23 protein-coding genes are annotated in these 21,070 nt (G+C 63.2%); 12 read left to right on the forward strand and 11 right to left on the reverse strand.

The genetic code is table 11. The features are described 5' to 3' along the window. Positions 1-233 precede the first annotated feature (233 nt). Genes DBIPINDM_RS15805 through DBIPINDM_RS15815 form a run of 3 tightly spaced genes read right to left on the reverse strand, consistent with a single transcriptional unit; the run spans position 234 to position 4,101 of the window. The gene (locus tag DBIPINDM_RS15805) at positions 234-1,202 is read right to left on the reverse strand and encodes a substrate-binding domain-containing protein (RefSeq protein ID WP_258588119.1); all 969 of its coding nucleotides are present in this window, start codon (positions 1,200-1,202) and stop codon (positions 234-236) included. Beyond that, a complete protein-coding gene (locus DBIPINDM_RS15810; RefSeq protein ID WP_258588120.1) occupies positions 1,199-2,518 on the reverse strand; it encodes an ABC transporter permease in 1,320 nt (439 codons plus the stop codon). Before DBIPINDM_RS15810 ends, DBIPINDM_RS15805 begins: the two co-directional genes overlap by 4 nt. Continuing rightward, positions 2,515-4,101 (reverse strand): sugar ABC transporter ATP-binding protein, encoded by a 1,587-nt coding sequence (locus DBIPINDM_RS15815; protein WP_258588121.1) that lies wholly within the window; start codon positions 4,099-4,101, stop codon positions 2,515-2,517. The genes DBIPINDM_RS15810 and DBIPINDM_RS15815 overlap by 4 nt, the downstream gene beginning before the upstream one ends. Positions 4,102-4,321: 220 nt before the next feature. On the opposite strand from DBIPINDM_RS15815, the gene DBIPINDM_RS15820 reads away from it, so the two are divergent. Further along, positions 4,322-5,341: a LacI family DNA-binding transcriptional regulator gene (locus DBIPINDM_RS15820; RefSeq protein WP_258589284.1), complete on the forward strand. Its 1,020-nt coding sequence runs from the start codon at positions 4,322-4,324 to the stop codon at positions 5,339-5,341. A gap of 123 nt (positions 5,342-5,464) precedes the next feature. On the opposite strand, the gene DBIPINDM_RS15825 is transcribed toward DBIPINDM_RS15820, so the two are convergent. The 4 genes from DBIPINDM_RS15825 to DBIPINDM_RS15840 all read right to left on the reverse strand — a co-directional run bounded on the left by DBIPINDM_RS15825 (position 5,465) and on the right by DBIPINDM_RS15840 (position 9,416). Then, positions 5,465-6,259, reverse strand: a complete 795-nt coding sequence (locus tag DBIPINDM_RS15825) for an inositol monophosphatase family protein (protein ID WP_258588122.1) — start codon at positions 6,257-6,259, stop codon at positions 5,465-5,467. An 82-nt stretch (positions 6,260-6,341) separates the two neighbouring features. Further along, entirely contained in the window at positions 6,342-7,343 is a 1,002-nt protein-coding gene (locus DBIPINDM_RS15830) for an LLM class flavin-dependent oxidoreductase (RefSeq protein ID WP_258588123.1), read from the reverse strand. Continuing rightward, the gene (locus DBIPINDM_RS15835) at positions 7,340-8,173 is read right to left on the reverse strand and encodes an arylamine N-acetyltransferase family protein (RefSeq protein ID WP_258588124.1); all 834 of its coding nucleotides are present in this window, start codon (positions 8,171-8,173) and stop codon (positions 7,340-7,342) included. The genes DBIPINDM_RS15830 and DBIPINDM_RS15835 overlap by 4 nt, the downstream gene beginning before the upstream one ends. 73 nt (positions 8,174-8,246) lie before the next feature. Then, positions 8,247-9,416, reverse strand: a complete 1,170-nt coding sequence (locus DBIPINDM_RS15840; RefSeq protein ID WP_258588125.1) for an AI-2E family transporter — start codon at positions 9,414-9,416, stop codon at positions 8,247-8,249. Positions 9,417-9,693: 277 nt separating this feature from the next. On the opposite strand from DBIPINDM_RS15840, the gene DBIPINDM_RS15845 reads away from it, so the two are divergent. Together DBIPINDM_RS15845 and DBIPINDM_RS15850 are read left to right on the forward strand one after the other, a co-directional pair. Further along, positions 9,694-10,248 (forward strand): carboxymuconolactone decarboxylase family protein, encoded by a 555-nt coding sequence (locus DBIPINDM_RS15845; protein WP_258588126.1) that lies wholly within the window; start codon positions 9,694-9,696, stop codon positions 10,246-10,248. 101 nt (positions 10,249-10,349) lie between these two features. Beyond that, positions 10,350-11,180, forward strand: a complete 831-nt coding sequence (locus DBIPINDM_RS15850) for a helix-turn-helix domain-containing protein (RefSeq protein ID WP_258588127.1) — start codon at positions 10,350-10,352, stop codon at positions 11,178-11,180. An 89-nt stretch (positions 11,181-11,269) separates the two neighbouring features. Here the strand turns inward: DBIPINDM_RS15850 and DBIPINDM_RS15855 are convergent, their stop codons facing one another. After that, entirely contained in the window at positions 11,270-12,331 is a 1,062-nt protein-coding gene (locus DBIPINDM_RS15855; RefSeq protein ID WP_258588128.1) for an LLM class flavin-dependent oxidoreductase, read from the reverse strand. Positions 12,332-12,551: 220 nt separating this feature from the next. Between DBIPINDM_RS15855 and DBIPINDM_RS15860 the strand changes: the two genes are divergently transcribed. Continuing rightward, positions 12,552-12,980 carry a DUF6481 family protein gene (locus DBIPINDM_RS15860; protein WP_258588129.1) on the forward strand — a complete coding sequence of 143 codons (429 nt, stop codon included), beginning with the start codon at positions 12,552-12,554 and terminating at the stop codon, positions 12,978-12,980. Between the two features lie 157 nt (positions 12,981-13,137). Here DBIPINDM_RS15860 and sugE read toward each other — a convergent pair whose 3' ends face one another. After that, entirely contained in the window at positions 13,138-13,452 is a 315-nt protein-coding gene (gene sugE, locus DBIPINDM_RS15865; RefSeq protein WP_064990686.1) for a quaternary ammonium compound efflux SMR transporter SugE, read from the reverse strand. A gap of 205 nt (positions 13,453-13,657) precedes the next feature. Further along, a complete protein-coding gene (locus DBIPINDM_RS15870; protein WP_013891842.1) occupies positions 13,658-13,783 on the reverse strand; it encodes a hypothetical protein in 126 nt (41 codons plus the stop codon). 215 nt (positions 13,784-13,998) lie between these two features. On the opposite strand from DBIPINDM_RS15870, the gene DBIPINDM_RS15875 reads away from it, so the two are divergent. The 4 genes from DBIPINDM_RS15875 to DBIPINDM_RS15890 all read left to right on the forward strand — a co-directional run bounded on the left by DBIPINDM_RS15875 (position 13,999) and on the right by DBIPINDM_RS15890 (position 17,260). After that, the gene (locus DBIPINDM_RS15875) at positions 13,999-14,808 is read left to right on the forward strand and encodes a transglutaminase-like domain-containing protein (protein ID WP_258588130.1); all 810 of its coding nucleotides are present in this window, start codon (positions 13,999-14,001) and stop codon (positions 14,806-14,808) included. A gap of 122 nt (positions 14,809-14,930) precedes the next feature. Then, entirely contained in the window at positions 14,931-15,884 is a 954-nt protein-coding gene (locus DBIPINDM_RS15880) for a cation diffusion facilitator family transporter (protein ID WP_258588131.1), read from the forward strand. Between the two features lie 77 nt (positions 15,885-15,961). Beyond that, the gene (locus DBIPINDM_RS15885; protein ID WP_258588132.1) at positions 15,962-16,366 is read left to right on the forward strand and encodes a GFA family protein; all 405 of its coding nucleotides are present in this window, start codon (positions 15,962-15,964) and stop codon (positions 16,364-16,366) included. A gap of 81 nt (positions 16,367-16,447) precedes the next feature. Next, positions 16,448-17,260, forward strand: a complete 813-nt coding sequence (locus tag DBIPINDM_RS15890; RefSeq protein WP_258588133.1) for a class I SAM-dependent methyltransferase — start codon at positions 16,448-16,450, stop codon at positions 17,258-17,260. Positions 17,261-17,273: 13 nt separating this feature from the next. Here DBIPINDM_RS15890 and DBIPINDM_RS15895 read toward each other — a convergent pair whose 3' ends face one another. Next, positions 17,274-18,545: a DNA recombination protein RmuC gene (locus tag DBIPINDM_RS15895; protein ID WP_258588134.1), complete on the reverse strand. Its 1,272-nt coding sequence runs from the start codon at positions 18,543-18,545 to the stop codon at positions 17,274-17,276. A gap of 103 nt (positions 18,546-18,648) precedes the next feature. On the opposite strand from DBIPINDM_RS15895, the gene def reads away from it, so the two are divergent. From def to DBIPINDM_RS15915, 4 genes are all read left to right on the forward strand, one after another. Continuing rightward, entirely contained in the window at positions 18,649-19,179 is a 531-nt protein-coding gene (gene def, locus DBIPINDM_RS15900) for a peptide deformylase (RefSeq protein ID WP_258588135.1), read from the forward strand. Positions 19,180-19,232: 53 nt separating this feature from the next. Next, positions 19,233-19,511, forward strand: coding sequence for a plasmid stabilization protein (locus tag DBIPINDM_RS15905; protein WP_258588136.1), 279 nt, complete (start codon positions 19,233-19,235; stop codon positions 19,509-19,511). Positions 19,512-19,600: 89 nt separating this feature from the next. Beyond that, on the forward strand, positions 19,601-20,554 hold the full coding sequence (fmt, locus tag DBIPINDM_RS15910; RefSeq protein ID WP_258589285.1) for a methionyl-tRNA formyltransferase: 954 nt from the start codon (positions 19,601-19,603) through the stop codon (positions 20,552-20,554). Then, a complete protein-coding gene (locus tag DBIPINDM_RS15915; protein WP_258588137.1) occupies positions 20,551-21,057 on the forward strand; it encodes a GNAT family N-acetyltransferase in 507 nt (168 codons plus the stop codon). The genes fmt and DBIPINDM_RS15915 overlap by 4 nt, the downstream gene beginning before the upstream one ends. Positions 21,058-21,070: the final 13 nt, after the last annotated feature.

The raw sequence follows: 21,070 nt of genomic DNA on the forward strand, positions 1-21,070 counted from the left end.
GTGGCGCTGCGAAGCAGCGACGGAGTGGGGAACCACCTGGCAACCGCCGCCAACGGATATTGAAAGCGCACCAGGGCGCAAGAATCTTCCTGCACCGCGCCAAGGGTCGACCCCCACTCCGTCGAGCTGCGCTCGACACCTCTCCCCCGATCGACGGGGGAGAGGAAGGGTGCCAAGCTGTCCCTGGGACGAAGAACCTGGACCTTGGGTCGGCACTTATCTCCGGCGAAAACTCAGAGGCCGTTGTCCTTCAGCACCTGGGCGGCGTTTTCCTTGGTGATCTTCTCGGTCGGCAAGGTGATGGTCTTTTCGACCTTCTCGCCGTTGAGGAACTTGATCGCCTGACGCAGGCCTTCGGCGCCGGGGGTGACATAGGTGAAGGTCGCCGTCAGCTCGCCCTTGTTCACCATTTGCACGCCTTCGTTGGGCAGGCCGTCAATGCCGATGAACTTGATGTCCTTCTCGCGGCCGACATCCTTGGCGGCGAGATAGGCGCCGTAGGCCATCGGGTCGTTGTGGCCGTAAACGAGATCGATCTTCTCGTTGGTTTTCAGCGCGTTGGCCATCAAATTGTAGGCCTGGTCCTGCTTCCAGTCGCCCGACTGCTGGTCGAGCAGATATTTGATGCCCGGTTCCTTGTCGGTGAATTCGTGGAAGCCGTCATGGCGGTCATGCGCCGGCTGGGTGCCCATGCCGCCCCAGATCTCGACGACATTGCCTGATGCCTTGCCCTTGCCGCCGAGCAGTTCGACGGCATATTCGCCAGCCGCGCGGCCGATCAGCTTGTTGTCACCGCCGACGAACTGCGTGAAGTCCTTGGTGTCGACATTGCGGTCGAGCACGAAGACCGGGATCTTGGCGTCGATCGCCTGCTGCACGACGCCGGTCAGGCCGGCGGATTCCTTCGGCGACACCAAAAGCGCGTCGACCTCCTGACGGATCAGGTTCTCGACGTCGGCGACCTGCTTCTCGGTCTTGTCCTCGCCGTCGGTGATGATCAACTCGACCTCAGGATGCTTGGCGGCTTCGGCAATGATGTCCTTGTTGAACTGGGCGCGCCAGGGCTCGATGGTGGTCACCTGCGAGAAGCCGATCTTCCACTTCTTGTCCTGGGCGAAGGCGTTGCCGGTCGTCAGAAGCGCGGTGGTGGTCAGCAGTGCCGCGCCAATTGCGGCAAGCTTCAGCATGTCACGTCGTTTCATTTCTTGTTTCCTCCGAGATTGAGAGACGGGGTCTCTTGCGACGGCCGCTTTGCCGCGGCCGTTTCCTTGCGCGCCGCTAGCCCGCCGGGCAGGCGCAGATAGGCCAGGAGATCACCGGCATTGCGCTCCTGCACGAGCACGGTGCCGATGATGATCATCCCCTTCAGCACCAGCTGAAGGTTCGAATTGATGTTGTGGAGCTGCAATATGTTGGAGAGCAGCCCGAAGATCAGCACGCCGCAGAACGTGCCGGTCAGGCTGCCGCGTCCGCCCATCAGGCTGGTGCCGCCGATGACCACGGCAGCGATGGCGTCGAGCTCCAGCCCGGCGCCGGCATCGGGCTTGCCTTGCCGGTACTGGGCCACATAGAGCACCGCGGCGATGCCGGCGAGCAGGCCGGAGATGGCATAGGTGGCGATCTTGACGCGGCCGGCGGCGATGCCGGAAAGCCGGGCCGCCTCCTCATTGCCGCCGATGGCATAGACGTAGCGGCCGAACGGCGTGAAGCGCAGCACCGCGCCGTAGATCAGGATAGCACCGAGGAAGAACAGGCCGGGCATCGGGATGACGCCGAACACCAGTGAGCGCAGCATCTCGAAATCGGCGGTGGCGTTCGAGCCGGTGTAGACCGGCAGCACGGCATTGTTCTGCCCGGCGGTGAGCCTGGCGATGCCGAGTGCCGTCACCATCATCGCCAGGGTGACGATGAAGGGCTGCAGCCGCCCGGCAACGATGATGAAGCCATTGATGGCGCCGAACAGCAGGCCGACGCAGGGCGCCACCAGCAGCACGCCGAGCACGCCGAATTTGGGTTCGATCTGCGGCAGCAGATACCACAGGGAAAGACAGCACAGGACCACGCCGACGATGGCCGGCGTGACCAGGCCACGAACATTGTCCACCCGGGCATCGCGCGCGGCTGCGTCGGGGCCGGCCCGGGATTTTTCGAGATTGAGGAAGATGAAGCGGGTGACGACGAAGCCGAGGCAAAGCGCCACCAGCGCGACGGTCGGCACGCCCAGTACGACACCTGGCGTCACGCCCGGAACCGTCAGCAGCATGGCGCAGACCACCGAGCAGATAGCCATCAGCGAGCCGACGGAGAGGTCGATGCCGCCAGTGATGATCACCGCCGTCATGCCGGTGGCGATCAGCCCGGTGGTCGACACCTGGCGCAGCACGTCGAGCAGATTGCCATAGGACAGGAAGATGTTGTTGCCCTTCGAGCTCACCGGCGAGCCCAGCACGCCGATCAGGAAGATGGCGATCAGGCCCCAATAGAGTTTTGTGCGGGACAGGAGTTTCAGGGCAGTCATGCGGCTGGTCTCGATAGGGTCCGGCGCGGGGCGGCGAGGCGCATGATGGCCTCTTCGCTCGCGGCGTCGCGGGAAAGAATGCCGGTCTGGCGGCCATCAGCCATCACCAGGATGCGATCCGAAAGATGCAGCAATTCCGGCAATTCGGAACTGATGACGGCGATGGCGAGCCCATCGCGCGCCAGCTGGAAGATGAGGTCGTAGATCTCGCGCTTGGCACCGACATCGATGCCGCGCGTCGGCTCGTCGAGCAACAGCACCCGTGGCCTCGTCGCCAGCCACTTGCCGATGACGACCTTCTGCTGGTTGCCGCCCGACAGCGTGCCGGCGGGCTGGTCGATGTCCCGGCAACGGATGCCGAGTGCCTTGACCGCCTGTCGCGCCAGCCCCTGTTCGCCGGCCAGCGAGCGGATGCCGAAGCGTGCCAGAGACCCGACCAGCGGCAGTGCCACATTGTCCGTGATCGAGGCCTGCAGATGCAGGCCTTGCGTCTTGCGGTCCTCGGTGACCAGCGCGATGCCCAGCCGCCTGGCGTCGCGGGGCGAGCGGATATTCACGGGCAGGCCGTCGAGCCGGATCTCGCCACCGGTCCGGCCGTCGCTGGAGCCGAAGATCGCTTCCATGATCTCGGTGCGGCCTGAGCCCAAAAGGCCGCCTATGCCGAGGATTTCACCGGCGGCAAGATCGAAGCTGACCCCTTCGATCACCTGCCGCCAACCATGGCGGTCGGGCTTCGACAGCGACAGATTGCTGACCGAAAGCACGGTTTGGCCGTCGGGCTCCCGCTCGTCTTGGGAGGATGCGAGCAGGTCCCGTCCGACCATCGCCGAAATGATGGCATTCTCGTCGAGCTCGGCCATCGGCCGCGTCAACACGTGGCGCCCGTCACGGAACACCGTGACGCGGCCGGCCAGATGCATGACCTCGTCGATGCGATGCGAGATGTAGACGATGGCGACGCCGCTGTCGGCAAGCTGGCGGATGATGCGGAACAGCCGCTGGCATTCGGCCGGCGACAGTGCCGAGGTCGGCTCATCCATGATCAGGATGCGCGCCGACATCGACAGCGCCTTGGCGATTTCGACCAGCTGCTGTTCGCCGACGCGCAAGGCGCCGACGCGGGCTTCAGGATCGAGTTCGATGCCGAGCCGCTGCAGCAAGGCGCCCGCGGCACGGCTGCTCGCCTTGCGGTCGACGATCAGCCCGGCGATCAGTTTCTCGCGTCCAAGGAAGATGTTGTCGGCGACGCTGAGTTCCGGCACCAGGTTGAGCTCCTGGTGGATGATGGCGATGCCGGCATCCTCGGCCTCGCGTACGCCGGCGAAGCTGACCGGCCTTCCATCGACGCTGACCGTGCCTTCGTAGCCGGTGTAGACGCCGGACAGGATCTTCATCAGCGTCGACTTGCCGGCGCCGTTCTCGCCCATCAGGGCATGGACCTCGCCACGCCGCAATTCGAAGCCGACATCGACCAGAGCGGCAATGCCGCCGAAGCTCTTGGAAATGCGCTCGGCGCTCAGGACGACATCGGAACGGTCCGCCGCCGCGGCATGCCCATGGGCGATGGGACCTCTGTGCTCCATGACAATGGCGGCCTCCCTTCCGTCGTCGTCAATTTCATCCAAACGCTAATCTAAACGTTTCGATGCTGTCAAGCCACCATCTGATAGTGCAGGATTGACCCTTTTCAATTCTTGCGAAAAACCTTGATATTCCGTAGGTATAGCGAACAAACACCGGCGAAACGTTTCGAAAATGGCAGCATCCAAGCGGACGAGACAGCGGAAATCGACGGCGCCGACCATGCTGCATGTGGCCGAAGCCGCGCGTGTCTCGGTCGCCACCGTGTCGGCGCTGATCAACGGCACGGCGACCGTCAGCCCAGAACTCAGCCAGCGCATCGAACAGGCGATCCGCGATATCGGCTACAAGCGCAATGCGATCGCCCGCAGCCTGAAGATGGGCACGACGCGCACCATCGGGCTGACCGTGCCGCACATCACCAATCCGTTCTTCACCGATGTCGTCTCGGTCATTCAGCAGGCCTTCGACCGCGCTGGCTATGCCGTCATGCTGTGCTGCACGGATGAGGATCTGAACACCCAAGACGACCAGATCCGGCTGCTGCTCGACCGCATGGTCGACGGGCTGATCGTGGCGCGTGTCGGCGATGGCGCCATCCTCAAGCGGATCGTCGACGACGCCAATGTGCCGGTGGTGCTTCTCGATCGCGTCTGCGACGGCGTCGACACCGATACGGTGGTGCTCGACAACCAGCGCGCGGTGTTCGACGCCATCACCTATCTGATCAATCTCGGCCATCGACGCATAGGCTACATCACCGGCACGTCTGATATTTCGCCGATGCATGACCGCATGACCGGGTATCGCGAGGCGCTTCACGCCGCCGGCCTGCCGGTGGCCGAGGAGTTGGTCCGCTCCGGCAATTTCCATGAGATCGACGGCTACAACGCGACCATGCAGCTGCTTTCGTCGCATGACCGGCCAAGCGCGATCTTCTCGGCCAACAACCCGATGGTGATCGGCACCATGAAGGCGATCCGCGACATCGGCCTGTCCTGCCCCGAAGATATTTCGGTTGCCTGCTTCGATGATTTTCCCTGGTCCGACGTGTTCCAGCCGCAGCTGACCACCGTGGCACAGCCGGTACAGGCGATCGGCGAACAGGCGGCCAATCTGCTGCTCGACCGCCTCGCCGGCAACCGGGATGCGCCACCGCGCAAACTCGTGCTCAAGGGCCGGTTGATGATCCGCAACTCGTGTCGGCCGCTGGGGGCAATTGCGCAGAGCGCGAGTGCCTAGAGCAGTTCACCGTTTCACGGAAACGGCGAACCGCTCTAACTCTTTGTTTTGACGCAATTCCCAAGGGAAAGCGCTATGCGCTTTTTCCCGGGAAAACCGTTACATACTTTTCCTGGAATTGCTCTAAACCGGGAACACCTTGGAACAAAGCGCCTGCAGCTTCGAAAAGACACCCTTGCCGCCCGTGATGACCTGTGTTCCGCTCTGCAGCACCGTCTTTGGGTCTGCCTTCAGAACGGTGCCGCCGGCCTCCTCGATCAACAGCATGCCGGCCAGGCAGTCCCAGGCGTTCATATGTTCTTCGACATAGCCAAGCAGCCGGCCCGAGGCCACATAGGCCAACATCAGGGCGCCGGACGCGTTGCGGAAGAAGACGCCGCCTTCGGCCAGGATACTGCTGATCAGCACGGCGATATTCTCGGCCTCGGCCCGGTTCGAGAATCCGGTCCCCACCGAGCCCTCTTCCAGGCTGGTCGCCGCGCTTGCCTTGATCGGCCTGCCGTTGACGAAGGCGCCGCCGCCGAGCCTGCCGTGGAAGGTTTCGCCGGTCGATGGCTCGTGAATGACGCCGACGACCGTCTCCCCGTCCCGGGCGCAAGCGATCACCACGCACCAGGCCGGAATGCCGCGCACGAAATTGGCGGTGCCGTCGATGGGATCGATGACCCAGACATAGCCGGTCGCGCCAGCGACCGAGGCATGTTCCTCGCCGACGATGCCGTCTTCCGGATAGTCGGCTGCGATGGCCGCGCGGATGAACAGCTCGACCTCGCGGTCGGCTTGCGAGACCAGGTCCTGATGGCCCTTGCTCTCGATGGTCAGGCTTTCCAGATCGCGGAAATATTTGAGCCCGAGTTCGCCCGCCCGCCGCGCCAGATCGATGGCAAACTGCGTGCGGGCGTCAAGATCATGTGTCACGGGAAAGCTCGCTCTTGCCTCTGGAGGCTCCGCACTTAGCAGAGCATCGCTACCGGCAAAAGGACCCGGCGAGACACAAACGTCAGGCCGCCTGCGACAGCGATTTGTGCGCATCCGCCAGGATCTCGAAGGAGCGCACACGAGCGGCGTGATCGAAGATCTGCGCGGTGACCATCAGCTCATCGGCGCCGGTGCGGCGCACGAAGGCATCGATGCCCTGACGGACCGTTTCGGGAGAGCCGACGACGGCGCAGGACAGCGCCTGGCCGAGCATGGTTTTGGCCATCGGGTCGAGATCCCTGTCATAGTTCTCGACCGGCGGCGGCAATCGTCCCGGCCGGCCGGTACGCAGATTGACGAAGGCCTGCTGCAGGGAGGTGAACAGCAGACGCGCCTCGGCGTCGGTGGGTGCGGCAAAGACATTGAGGCCGAGCATGACATGCGGCTTGTCGAGCTGTTCCGACGGCTGGAAGCGCGAGCGGTAGATGTCCAGTGCGTGGTCGAGCTCGGCCGGCGCGAAATGCGAGGCGAAGGCATAGGGCAGGCCGAGCATGGCGGCGAGCTGCGCGCCATAAAGGCTGGAGCCAAGGATCCAGATCGGCACGCTCTGGCCTTCGCCGGGCACGGCCCTGAGGCGCTGGCCTTCCTCGGCCGGCAGGAAATAGCCCATCAGCTCGACGACATCCTGCGGAAAATTGTCGACGCCGGCCTCGAGGTTGCGGCGCAAGGCGCGCGCGGTGTTCATGTCGGTGCCGGGTGCCCGGCCAAGGCCGAGATCGATGCGGCCGGGAAACAGGGCGGCCAGCGTGCCAAACTGCTCGGCGATGACCAGCGGCGCATGGTTGGGCAGCATGATGCCGCCGGCGCCGACGCGAATGGTCCTGGTGCCGCCGGCGACATGGGCGATGACCACGGATGTGGCGGCGCTCGCAATGCCCGGCATGTTGTGATGCTCGGCCAGCCAGTAGCGCTTGTAGCCCAGCCGCTCGGCATGGCGGGCAAGATCGAGCGAATTGGCTAGCGACTGCGAGGCATTGCTGCCTTCGACGATCGGCGACAGGTCAAGAACGGACAGTTCGGTCATGCGTTGGTCTCCACGATCTTCTTCTCACGCACTTTGGCCTCGAAGGCCGTGCGGTCGGGAATGATGATGCCGAGCTGGCCTTCCAGCGTGTCGGCGAGTTGGGCGGCGGTGACTATCTCTGTCTGCTCGGTGCGGCCGCCAAGGTGATGGATCGACAGGCGGTTGCCGCGCAACGCGTAACGCCGGTCGGGCGTAGCGCGTGCCGCTATGACGGAGGAGAGGAAATGCGATGTCGGATTGGTCGACAGGAAGTAGTTGGTGACGGAATAGTCGACCTCATATTGTGGCTGCAGGTCGAAGCGATAGAGCGAACGCCAATCGCCGCCGATTGAGGCCTGAAGCCGGAAATGATCGTCCACCTCGACGAGACGGAATGTCTCGTGTGGGGTTTTCTGTTCCGCGCCGGGCTCCAGCAGCAGTGGCGCCGTCAGGGTCAGGCCGCCGAAGCCGACGTCGGCGACATAGGTCCGACCATCAAGCTCGACGCGCAGCAGCATGTGGCTGCGCGCGGTGATGGCGTCTTCGGGTTGGCCCCAAAGCACACGCGCGGCCAGACCGCCGACTTGAAAGCCAAGCGCCTTCAGCGCGTGCATGAGGAGGAGGTTGTGTTCGAAGCAATAACCGCCACGCCCGCCAAGGACGATCTTGTCCTGCAGAGCGGCAAGGTCGAGCCGGACCGGCCGGCCAAGAAAAGGATCGATGTTCTCGAACGGGATCGTCTGCGGGTGGAGGAAATGCAGCGCCTTCAGTGTATCCAGCGATGTGTCCCGCGGACCGGCGTAACCGATGCGAGCGAGATAGGCGTCGAGATCGAAGGAAACGTCGTTCATCAGGAAGCGGCACCGGCCATTGTCCGGCCGGATATAGGCATTCGATCCGGGTGCCGCAAACACGGCCCGCCGGTTACGCCGCGGCCTTGCCGTTCTCCTCGACGGGTTCGTCCTCCACCACGGCGGTTTGCTGCGCGGCGAGGAAATTGCCGACATGGTCGAGCCCCTCGAAATGGTCGCAGAACACCTTGATGACGACCAGCAGCGGCACCGCCATCAGCGCGCCGACGAAACCCCACAGCCACGACCAGAACGCAATGGCGATGAAGATCGCCACGGCGTTGATCTCCAGGCGCCTGCCGACCACCATCGGTGTCACGAACTGGCCTTCGACAATGTCACACAACAGCACGAAGGCCGGCGCCAGCAGCGCGTAGGAAATGGTGTCGAAGCTGATCAGTGCCATCACCGCGACCAGCACGATGGTCAACAGCGCGCCGACATAGGGCAGGAAGTTTAACAATGCCGCGGCGACGCCCCAGACCAGCGGGTTGGGCATGCCGAGCGCCCACAGGCCAATGCCGATGACCGTGCCGAGGCCGGCATTGATGATGGTGACGGTGAGCAGATAGTGCGAGATTTCGCGCTCGACGTCATAGACGACGCGCAGCGCCCGCTTCTTCTCGCTGAGGCTGGCGAAGGACTGGATGATCTTCTCGTAGAACATCGTGCCCGAGGCGAGCAGGAACAGCGACAGCACGAAGATGATGGTGAGGCTCGTTCCCGCCGACAGGATGTTGCTGGCGGCCGCCGACAGGATGCCGGACTGGGCGACCGCCACCTTCTGGATGCCCGGCTCCTGCGAGGTCTCGGTCATTTGCTCGATCTGATGCGAGACCTGCATGATTCTTTCCAGCGGACGCCGCAATTGCGCCAGCCGCTCGGTGAGCTGCTGGCCGATCGACGAGGTGTTGTTGAGGAGGTCGATAACCGGGCCCGAGAGCAAATAGCCGGCGCTGGCGAAGACGCAGATGGACAAGAGCACCAGCAAGGTTGCCGACACCACTTCGGGAATGCCGCGTTTGCGCAGCAGCCGCACGATCGGCGTCAATGTCAGCGCCAGCAGGAAGGCCAGGATGACCGGCATGAAGAAGGCGCGGGCGAAGTAGAGGGCGTAGATGGTCATGAAAATGAAGATGCCGACCAGAAGCGAGCGCATCAGATGCGTGTCGGCGCGTGCCACCTCGCGCGACTCTTCGGCCTCGGCAACGCCTGCGCCCAAAACGGCGGGTTCGGTTTTCATGGTCGCCCTCAAGCCCGCGCCCCTCAGCGCGGCAATTACCTGGATGAAAACGCAGACTCCGGGCGCGGGTTCCATGAGCCGGCTTCGAAGCCGGGCCGGATGGCAGCAGGAAATCAGCGGTTGGGCAGCGCTTCGATCGAAATATTACACCGCATGTAATTGAGACCATGCCTTCGAGGGGCTTAGTGGATGGGGACTTTCGCGATGCAACACTGTCGTAGGGCATCCGCGAAGGTGTGCGTGCAATCAGAAACTGATCTTGCAAGAGGATGTTACAATGCAGAGATTCACCCTTCAGACGATCGAGTCTGCGCCGGAACAATCCAGGCCGACGCTGAAAGCCTTGGCAGAGCGATTTGGTTTTCTTCCGAATGTGATGGCGACGATGGCGAACAATCCGGTTCTTCTCAATGGATTCGCCGGCAGCTTCGGCAGCTTTCACGGTGGCAGCTTCGACGAGATCGAAAAGCAGGTGCTGCTGCTGACCAACGCCGTCACGATCAAATGCCCCTGGACCGTTGCCGCCCATTCGACGTTCGCCATCGAAGACGGGATCGCCGAGAGCGAAGTCTTGGCGATCCGGGCGGGCAGGCTGCCGAGCGATCCCAGATATGCGGCGCTGTCGGCACTGACAAAGGCGCTGATCGAGACCAGGGGAAACGTGAGCGACGCCGATATCGACGCGTTTACATCGGCGGGCTATTCGAAGGCCCAGATCCTGGAAGTCGTGACCGGTATCGGCATTTCCACCATGGCGGCAACCACCACCAATATGGCTGGCACGCCGATCGAGGACCGTTTTCAGCCGCAGCTGTGGTCCGCGGCGGCCTGAACCAATCGACATCGCATGGATTGGCTGACGCGATCCATGCGATGTCGGCTTCATGCGCTGTCCGATCGCCATGTATGGTGCAGGTGGATTGCGAGGACCCCATGAAATCGGCCGATCTCAAGACGAACATGACGCCGAACCTCGGCGTGCTTCTGCGCCACTGGCGTGATCTGCGTGGCCGAAGCCAGCTCGACCTGTCGCTCGATACCGGGATTTCGCAAAAGCAGATCAGCTTCGTCGAAAGCGGCCGCAGCGTTCCCGGCCGCCAGACCTTGATGGCCATCGCCCAGGCGCTCGACATCCCCTTGCGCGACCGCAACAATTTGCTGCTGGCGGCAGGCTACGCGCCGATGTTTTCCGAAGGTGCGTGGGACTCAGCCGAGATGACGGGTGTGACCAAAGCCCTGAAGCGCATGTTGCAACAGCACGAGCCCTTCCCGGCCTTGGTCATGGATCGCTACTGGAACGTGCTGATGACCAACGATGCGGCGCCGCGCTTTTTCGGCTGCTTCATCGACATGGCCGCCCGCCAGGGACCGCGCAACATGCTGCACCTGATGTTCGATCCCCAGGGCATGCGCCCGTTCGTCGCCAATTGGCCCGACGTGGCACGCAGTCTGTTCGAGCGTGTCTATCGTGAATCCATTGGCCGCGTCGTCGACGACAAGACAAAGGCATTGCTGGCGGAGCTGCTGGCCTATCCGGACGCGAAAAGTGAGTGGAAGAACCCCGTGGTGATCGGCTTCATGCCGACCATTCCGCTTAGTTTCATCAAGGAGGACCGGGTTCTCAACTACTTCTCGATGGTCACCACAGTAGGCACGCCGCAAACCGTCGCCGCCCAGGAACTGCGCATCGAATGCATGTTCCCGGCGGACGAAGCGACCGAAATCCATCATGCGGAGTTTATGAAGGCCGCCGGCAGCCCATAAATGTGTAGCGGCGGGACGAGCCCGCCGCTCTACCTCTTGTTTTGCGCAATGCGGACGGAAAACCGTTTCACACTTTTCCTGCAATTGCTTCAGGCGACGGGCGCAGCCACCGCCGGAGCGGATTTCGCGGTTTCCTTGCGCACGATCGGCGCCACTCTCGTGCCGTAGAGCTCGATCGCCTTCATGATCTTGGCGTGCGGCATGGTGCCGATCGCCATCTGCAGCAGAAAGCGGTCATTGTTGAAGATCCTGTGCTGGGCAACGATCTTCTCGGCCACCTGCTCCGGACTGCCGACGAACAGCGCGCCGTTGGGACCACGCGACTGGTCGAAATGCGCCCGCGATGTCGGGCCCCAGCCACGCTCACGGCCGATGCGGTTCATCACCTCGGCCTGCGGACCGTAGAAATCGTCGGCCGCCTGCTCGGTCGTCTCGGCAATGAAGCCGTGCACGTTGATGCTGGTGGCGAGACCGGCCGGATCACTGCCGGCGCGTTTGGCGGCTTCGCGGTAAAGGTCGAACAGCGGCGCGAAGCGTGCCGGCTCGCCGCCGATGATGGCAAGCGCCAACGGCAGGCCGAGCGCGCCCGCGCGGGCGGCGGACTGTGGCGTCCCACCAATGGCGATCCAGACCGGCAGCCTGTCCTGGAAGGGTCGGGGATAGACGCCGCGATCGTTGATCGGTGCACGCAGATTGCCGGACCAGGTGACCTTCACCTGATCGCGGATGGCGAGCAGCAGGTCGAGCTTTTCGGCGAAGAGCTCGTCATAGTCCTCGAGATTGTAGCCGAACAGCGGGAAGGATTCGATGAACGAACCGCGCCCGGCCATGATCTCGGCACGGCCGCCCGACAGAAGATCCAGCGTGGCGAACTGCTGGAACACGCGCACCGGATCGTCCGAGGAGAGTACGGTGACCGCGCTGGTCAGCTTGATGCGTTTCGAGCGCTCGGCAGCCGCCGCCAGGGCCACGACCGGCGCTGAGGCGGCATAATCGGGCCGGTGATGTTCGCCGAGACCGAAGACGTCGAGGCCGACCTGGTCGGCCAGTTCGACCTCCTCGATCAGGTTGCGCAGCCGCTCGTGCGGGCCGATGGCGCCGGGGCCGGGCTGTGGGCTGACGTCGGCAAAAGTGTAGAGACCGAGTTCCATGTGATGTCATCCTGGTGTTGGTTTTTAGCGCTAGAGGTAGCGAGCGACCCGTCTTGCCGCCAGAGGGGCTAGCGGTGAACAGTGCATGTCGATTTCCAAGGGAAAGGCGTCTCCCGGCTGCAACATCGCGGAATTTCATGGCTGGCATACCGTTTTGGCGCTTGAACTCTCGGCATTCGCGCGTATGTAAGCCTCGCGAATTGACTTCAGGGAAGTGGACTTGGCTATCTACAGGGAAAAAGACATTTTCGAGCGGCGCAATGCCGCGAACGAGGCAAAGAAGGCGCTTCTGGAGCGCTTCAAGTCGAAGCCGGCGGCAGACGATCCTGCAGTCGTGGCACGACAGGCCGAACGCAAGGCAATCCTCGAGGCCCGCGAGATTCGCGAAGCTGAAAAGGCAAGGCTGAAGCAGGAAAAGCTGGCACGCGAGGCGGTCGAGAAGGCCGAACGCGAGGCAGCGGCCGAAGCGGCACGCATTGCGGCCGAAGAGGCGGCACAGGCCGAAGCGAAGATCAAGGAAGCCGAAGAGAACGAGCGCATCGCCCGTTTGCTGGCCGACGAAGCCGAACGCAAAGCAAAACGCGACGCACGCTATGCGGCGCGCAAGCAGCGCACCGGCAGAACGCCTCCAGGCTTCTCAGCCCGCTAACGCCTTAGCGGCCAAGCTTCGAAATTTGGAATCAGGGTCGCCTTGCAGCGGCCCTGAGGGCGTTTGCGTGAAAGCAAGGCTTTGAGCCTCTCCGAGGCAGGTCGCGCCAGCGGCCGCGCCCTCGGGCCAAGTCCGAGGGGCCGACTCTTGGACGCATTCAAGCCGCGAACTTCAGCCCCATAATGCCGCAGACAATCAGCGCGATGCAGGCAAGTCGGATCGCGGTTGCGGGCTCGCCGAGCAGCCAGATGCCGAGCAGCGCCGTGCCGACGGTGCCGATGCCGGTCCACACCGCATAGGCGGTGCCGACGGGAAGCGCCTTCAGCGCCAGGCCAAGCAAAGTAAGGCTGACGATCATCGAGGCGACGGTGAGGACCGTCGGCACCAGTTTCGAGAAGCCATCAGTGTATTTGAGGCCGATCGCCCAGCCGATTTCGAACAGACCGGCGAAAAACAGAAGAATCCATGACATCGGGAACGCTCCATCCAGCATGGGGCCGGAGACGGAATCCGATCCTCAGATGCTGATCATAGTGGCGGGTCGTCCCGACCGAATTTTCGGGGAAGCGCGGGGGCGTCCCCGCGCCACAAATATAGGATTGTCCAAACGCCCGATCAACCCGGCGACATTGTCTGACGCCGCCGGTGGGATTTCGCCGCGCCTGACTTGCCGAGGCCTACTTTTCCTTGATGCGCATCGCCTTGACCGGCGGCGCCTTCAGGGCGGGAGCGGGTGCCGGCTTCTTGGCATCCTTCTTCGGCTTGCGGGCTTCCTTGCCTGCCTTCATCGCACCTTTAGCCATGATTCGTTCCTCCAGTTGCGGGATGCAGAGTGAAACAAGAGAAACGCTTTGCTGCAAGGGGGCAGCGCGCCTGTCGCGACTGCCGGTAGACGGCTTTCAACCGGTTTCTAATTTGCTCGTAAACCATCCCGGTCCGTGCCATTCTTCATCTTCGCACTGCAGCATCGACCCGCGCCTTCGCCGGGTGATCGTCAGGCAGGCCGGTCAGGACAACAATGCGGATCCACATCGGCTGCGAGATGAGTTTCGACTTCCCGCAGGAAACGCCGCTTATCGCGATGCTCAATGTCCACTATTCCCGCGCCTCCGATCTCGAGCGCCCGGATTTTTTGACCTCGAATCCGCCGGTGCCGATCGAGAGTTACCGCGACAGTTTCGGCAATTGGTGCAACCGCTTCGTTGCTCCGCCCGGCCGATTCACATTCGGCACCGATGCGGTAATCCGCGCGCCCGGCACTTTCGAAATGGGCGACCTGATGGCCTGGCAGCACGAGGTGCGCGACCTGCCGGCGGACACGCTGCTGTTTTTGCTGCCCAGCCGGTTTTGCGAAAGCGACCTTCTGGCCAGTGAGGCGTGGCGGCTGTTCGGCCATACGCCGCTCGGCATCCCGCGCGTGCAGGCGGTGTGCGATTTCGTCCACAACCATATCGTCTTCAATTACGGCAACGCGCGGCCGACGCGCACCGCCGCGGAAGCCTATCGCGAGCAGAGCGGCGTGTGCCGTGACTTCGCGCATCTCGCCGTCACCTTCTGCCGGGCACTCAACATCCCGACGCGTTACTGCACCGGCTACATCAGCGATATCGGCATGCCGAGGCCGTGGTCGAGCATGGATTTCGCTGCCTGGATGGAAGTCTATCTCGGCGGCCGCTGGCATGTCTTCGACCCGCGCAACAATGCACCGCGGATCGGGCGCATCCTGATCGCCTCCGGCCGTGACGCGGCGGATGTGCCGCTGACCCATATTTTCGGACCAGGGACACTTACCGGCTTCAAGGTGTGGACCGACGAGATCGTCGAATAGAAGGCGTTCCTGTCCATAAGTCTTCAACCGTCTGAACGGCTGGACGGTTCGCGCGTTGTGCTGCCTGTGGAGCTTCGGCGGCAGGGCCGTTACAATGGGCATCCTGAAGGGGACAAGACTGCATGGCCGGGCATGGCGGCTCGAAAACGGTTATCTACGCGGCGCTGGCCGGCAATATGGCCATCGCGCTGACCAAATTCGCCGCCGCCTTCTTCACCGGCAGCTCGGCAATGTTGTCGGAAGGCGTGCACTCGCTGGTCGATACCGGCAATGGCGGCCTGCTGCTCTACGGCATGCACCGTGCCGCGCGCCCGGCCGACCGTACGCATCCGCTCGGCCACGGCCGCGAACTCTATTTCTGGAGCTTCATCGTTGCCCTGCTGGTCTTCGCGCTGGGTGCCGGCGTGTCGTTCTACGAGGGCATCGTCCACATCATGGCGCCGGAGCCGGTCGCCAACGTCAAGGTGAACTATATCGTTCTCGGCCTGTCCTTCCTGTTCGAAGGCACCTCCTGGATGGTGGCGCTGAAGGAATTCCGCCGAGAGAAGGGCAAGCAGGGTTGGCTGCAAGCGTTGCAATCAAGCAAGGACCCGAGCGTCTATACCGTGCTGTTCGAGGACAGTGCGGCGCTCCTCGGCCTGATCGTCGCCTTTGCCGGCATATTGGCGGCGGAGCTGCTGGAGATGCCGGAGCTCGACGGCGCCGCCTCGATCGGCATCGCGCTGATCCTCGGCGCAACGGCGATCTTCCTCGCCCGCGAAAGCAAGGGGCTGCTCATCGGCGAGCCGGCCTCACCCGAGGTGCAGAAAAAGGTGCTGGCGATCGCCCAGCAAGACCCGGCGGTGCAGCGGGCGAACGGCGTGCTGACCGTCCACATGGGGCCGCAGGAGATCGTCGCCGGCTTGAGCATCGAGTTCGAGGACCATCTAACGGCGCCGGAGATCGAGGCCTGTGTCGAGCGCATCGAGGCCCGGCTGAAAAAGGAGATGCCGGAGATCACGCGGCTGTTCGTCAAGCCGCAGACGACGGGCACCTGGGAGCAGCGGCGCAAGCTGATCGAAGCCGCGTCCGAGTAGTCCTGGACCAGCACTGCACTGTTGGCCCCACCACCTGGTCCCGCTAAGATCGGTCGGTGGATTTCGGAGGAGCAAGCATGAAGATCGATGGCGGGTGCCATTGCGGCGCCATCACCTATGAAGCGGAGGTCGATCCGGAAAAGACCTCGATCTGCCACTGCACGGACTGTCAGCAACTGACCGGCACGGCCTTTCGCGTCACCGTTCCCGCGCCTGAGGATCACTACCGGATCACCAGGGGCATGCCAAAGATCTATATCAAGACCGGATCGAGCGGCGCCAAGCGCGCCCAGGCCTTTTGCGGCGACTGCGGTTCGCATCTTTACGCGACGTCGGTTGGCGACGGCCCGAAAGTCTATGGGATCAGGGCGGGGACCGCGCGGCAACGCGAGGATTTGGTCCCGACACAACAGAAGTGGCACCGATCGGCTCTGCACTGGCTTCCGGAATTCGAGGGCATAAGCATCGTGGAGGAGCAGTAGCCCCCTCTCTTGGGTCGAAAGCCGCCCAGGACACACAATTATGTGCTAGCCTCGCTCGCATCAAACGGGCGGGTGATCGCGATGTTGGAAACGGACAAATTGTTTGCCGGTTCGATCCCGGAAAATTACGACCGCTATATGGTGCCGTTGATTTTCGAGCCGTTCGCCACGGACCTTGCACGCAGAGCCGCGTCCTTCTCGCCCAGCGCCGTCCTGGAAGTCGCCGCGGGCACCGGGGTCGTCACCCGCGCCTTGGCGCCAAAACTATCCCCTGACGCAAGCTATGTCGTGACCGACCTCAACCAGCCGATGCTCGACTACGCCGCTTCGTGTCAAGCGCCCGACAGTCGCATCCAATGGCGCCAGGCTGATGCCATGGCGCTGCCCTTTGAAGATGCGGCCTTCGATCTCGTTTGCTGCCAGTTCGGCGCGATGTTCTTTCCCAGCCGCCCCTCCGCCTACCGCGAAGCAAAGCGGGTGCTGAAGCCCGGCGGACATTTTCTGTTCAATGTTTGGGATCGCATCGAAGAGAATGTGTTTGCCGATGATGTGACCAATGCCCTGGCCAGGATTTTTCCGAACGATCCGCCACGCTTTCTCGCCCGCACGCCGCACGGCTACCACGATACGGCATTGATCCGCAGAGACCTTGAGGAGGCAGGTTTCTCGGGTGTGGCGATCGAGACGAGAGCCAAACAAAGCCGTGCGCCCTCGCCGCGCATTCCGGCCGTTGCCTATTGCCAGGGAACCGTTCTTCGCACCGAAATCGAGGGCCGGGATCCGGGCAAACTCGACGCTGCAACGGACTATGCCGCAGCCGCGATTGCGGCCAGACATGGCAGCGGTGCGGTTGCCGCTAAAATTCAGGCGCACGTCATCGTGGCCGTGGCCTAGGTGGAATTGCCCGCTAGTCGTCGCCTTCGACGACCCGCAGCCTGAGCTGGCCGGTCTTTGAATCGGCAACACGCGGGCCGGGCTCGAGTTTCGCGGCCGGTGCCCGTGACGGTGTCTCCGGGGCGGCATCGCCTTCTGGCTGCACGCCGAACTCCAGCGCCTCGATCTTCTGGCCGCGCTTGGTCACCTTCGATGTCGAGACGAGGATATCGTCGATGTCCTTGGCCGACTGGCCGAAATGGACCTGCAGCTTGCGCACCCGTTCGTCGACGCGCTCGACATCCTCCATCAGCCGGATCACCTCGCCCTGGATCAGATGCGCCTGTTCGCGCATGCGGGCATCCTTGAGGATCGCCTGGATGACCTGGATCGACAGCATCAATAGCGACGGCGAGACGATGACGACGCGGGCGCGGTGCGCCTTGTGGACGATCGCCTCGAAATTCTCGTGGATTTCGGCGAAGACCGATTCCGACGGCACGAACATGAAGGCGGTGTCCTGCGTCTCGCCCTGGATCAGGTATTTTTCCGAGATATCGCGGACATGGATCTCGATGTCACGGCGGAACGCCTGCGAGGCGACCTTCTGCAGGTCGGCGCCATCGGCGGCGCGGATGGCATTCCAGGCTTCCAGCGGAAATTTGGCGTCGATGGCAAGCGACGGCGCGCAGTTCGGCATCTTGACCAGGCAGTCCGGCCGGCTGCCATTCGACAGTGTCGCCTGGAATTCATAGGCGCCATGCGGCAGGCCGTCGGCGACGATCGCCTCCATACGCGATTGACCGAAGGCGCCGCGCGTCTGTTTGTTGGAGAGGATCGCCTGCAGCTGCACGACCTGGCCGGCGAGCGACTGGATGTTGCCTTGCGCGACATCGATGATCGCCAGCCGCTCCTGCAGTTTGGCCAGGCTCTCATGCGTGGATTTGGTCTGCTCGGTCATGGTCTGGCCGAGGCGGCCGGTCATGGCGTCGAGCCGCTGGCCGATCGACTGCGTCAGTTCCGCCTGGCGCGCTCCGAACACTTCGGCGATGGCGCCCATGCGGCCCTGCATTTCGGCCTGGCTTTGCAATATGCCGGCCATCCGTGCCTCGGCGTCGCGGGCATGGTCGGCGGCTTCCGCGGCAGCGACCTCGCGCGCCTTGGCCGACCGCCATAGCGCGATGACCAGCATCACGAACAGGCCGAGAAACAGCACGGCGCCCAAGGCCAGCGCGTGGCCAAGCGTGATTGTCGAGGCGCCAAGCCTTGCGACGGGCTCGGAAAGGATGGTGCTCAGATCATTCATGTGGACAGCATAGCCGATTCGGCAGCCTGGCACAGATCAAAACGTGAACGGGGCTCAGGCGCACCGGTTGACGCTTTTCGCTGGACGTCTTAGGTGGAACGCCATGCCGATCAAGCCGCTCATCATTCTTCCCGATCCCATCCTGCGCCAGCTTTCCAAGCCGGTGGAGCGCGTCGACACGCCTTTGCGCAAACTCGCCGACGACATGCTGGCGACCATGTATGACGCGCCCGGCATCGGCCTGGCGGCGATCCAGATCGGCGAGCCGCTGCGCATGCTGGTGATCGACCTGGCCAAGGAAGACGAAACGCCGGCGCCGCATGTCTTCATCAACCCGGAGATCCTGGAGAGCGCCGAGGCGCGCTCCGTCTACGAGGAAGGCTGCCTGTCGATCCCCGACTATTACGCCGAGGTCGAACGCCCGGCTTCCGTTCGCGTGAAATATCTCGATCGCGACGGCAAGCTGCAGGAGATGGAGGCCGAGGGCCTGATGGCGACCTGCCTGCAGCATGAGATCGACCATCTCAACGGCGTGCTGTTCATCGACCACATCTCGAAGCTGAAGCGCGACATGGTGGTGAAGAAGTTCAAGAAGCTCGCCAAGGACAAGGCTCCGGGCAAGCTGGTGGGATAGGCTAGAGTCCTTTCCAAGCTGATGTCGGCGGGACAGTGCCAATGGAGACGCCGATGGCCGACATGCTGATCAAGGACATTCCCGAGCCTTTGAAACGCGAAATCGAACACGCGGCACGCAAGGACGGCGAGAGCCTGTCAGGCAAGGCGATCGATCTTCTGCGCAAAGGCATGGCTGCAGAACGAGAAGGCCGGTCAGGGCCGGGACTCTCGGCATGGGATGCGATTCGCTCGGCTTTTGCGGCTGAGAACGCAATTGGCGATGAATACGCGGAGATCATGGATAGAATCGAAGCGGAAAGGAAAAGCGACCACGGTCGTCCGCGACTTTGACGGGCTTGACCTGAAGCGCGTAAACCCGTTTGAAGCGGGTGCCTAAGCCGGCTCACGGCGCGAGCAGTAGACAGGATATCGTAAGAAAAATGCCCCTTCGCGTCATCTTCATGGGCACGCCGGAGTTTTCGGTGTCGACGCTGCGCGCCATTGCCGAAGCCGGACATGAGGTATCAGCCGTCTACACACAGCCGCCGCGTGCCGCCGGCCGGCGCGGGCTGGAACTGACGCCATCTCCGGTGCAGCGCGAGGCCGAGCGGCTGGGCATCGAGGTGCGCACGCCGACATCCCTCAAGAGCGAAGCCGAGCAGGCCACGTTCCATGCGCTGCAGGCCGATGTCGCCGTGGTCGTCGCCTATGGTTTGCTGCTGCCGAAGGCGATACTCGACGCACCCCGGCTTGGCTGCATCAACGGCCATGCATCGCTTCTGCCGCGCTGGCGCGGTGCCGCCCCCATCCAGCGCGCCATCATGGCGGGTGACCTGGAAAGCGGCATGATGGTAATGCGCATGGAAGAGGGTTTGGACACCGGACCGGTGGGATTGCTTGAAAAATGCCCGATCGGCCCCGATATGACAGCCGGCGATCTGCATGATCGGTTGATGAGCGTTGGTGCGACCCTGATGGTGGAAGCGCTGGCGCGGCTGGAAGAAAACGCCCTGAGATTTACCGCGCAAGCGGCGGAAGGGGTGACTTACGCCAGAAAAATCGATAAATCCGAGACGCGCGTGGACTGGACGCGGCCTGCGGCCGAGGTCCACAACCACCTTCGTGGCCTGTCGCCCTTTCCCGGCGCCTGGTCCGAAATTGACATTGGCGGCCGCATGGAACGGCTGAAACTGCTTCGCTCGACGCTGTCCGAAGGCCTGTCGCTTTCGGACGATTTGGGCGAGTCGGGAGGAATTCTCGATGACCGGCTGACGGTCGCCTGCGGGGCAGGCGCGGTCAGTCTGGTCGAAGTTCAACGTGCGGGCGGAAAGCCCGCCGCCGCGTCGGAATTCCTGCGCGGAGCCAAGATCGTAAAAGGAATGAAGTTCTCATGAGCATGATGTCGATACGCGCGGCAACGCCGCGGGATCGCGAGGCCATTCGCCTCGTCGAGGAACACGCTTTCGGCCAGCAGGCGGAGGCCGGGCTGGTCGATGCGCTGGTCACTGGCGGCGACGCCGTCGTCGAACTGGTGGCGGAAGAAGACGGGCAAGTGGTCGGCCACATCCTGTTTTCGCGGCTGTTCGTCCAGAATGGCGGCAAGAGCTTTGCGGCCCTGGCACTGGCGCCGCTGGCGGTGGAGCCTTCGTTTCATGGCAGCGGAATTGGCGGGGCGCTGATCCGCGAGGCGCATATCCGGCTCAGGGATGCCGGCGAGACGCTGGCCGTGGTGCTGGGCGACCCGGCCTATTATGGCCGTTTCGGCTACAGCCATGCGCGTGCCGAGAAGTTCGAAAGCGAGTACCAGGGCGAGGCGCTGCAGGCGCTGACCTGGGGCGACGCTCCGGAGGCCGGCAAGCTGGTCTACGCTTCCGCCTTCACTGCTCTCGCCGCCTAGGCGAGAGCGTATA

This window comes from Mesorhizobium sp. AR02 (genome assembly GCF_024746835.1).
In the GTDB taxonomy this organism is placed as follows: domain Bacteria; phylum Pseudomonadota; class Alphaproteobacteria; order Rhizobiales; family Rhizobiaceae; genus Mesorhizobium.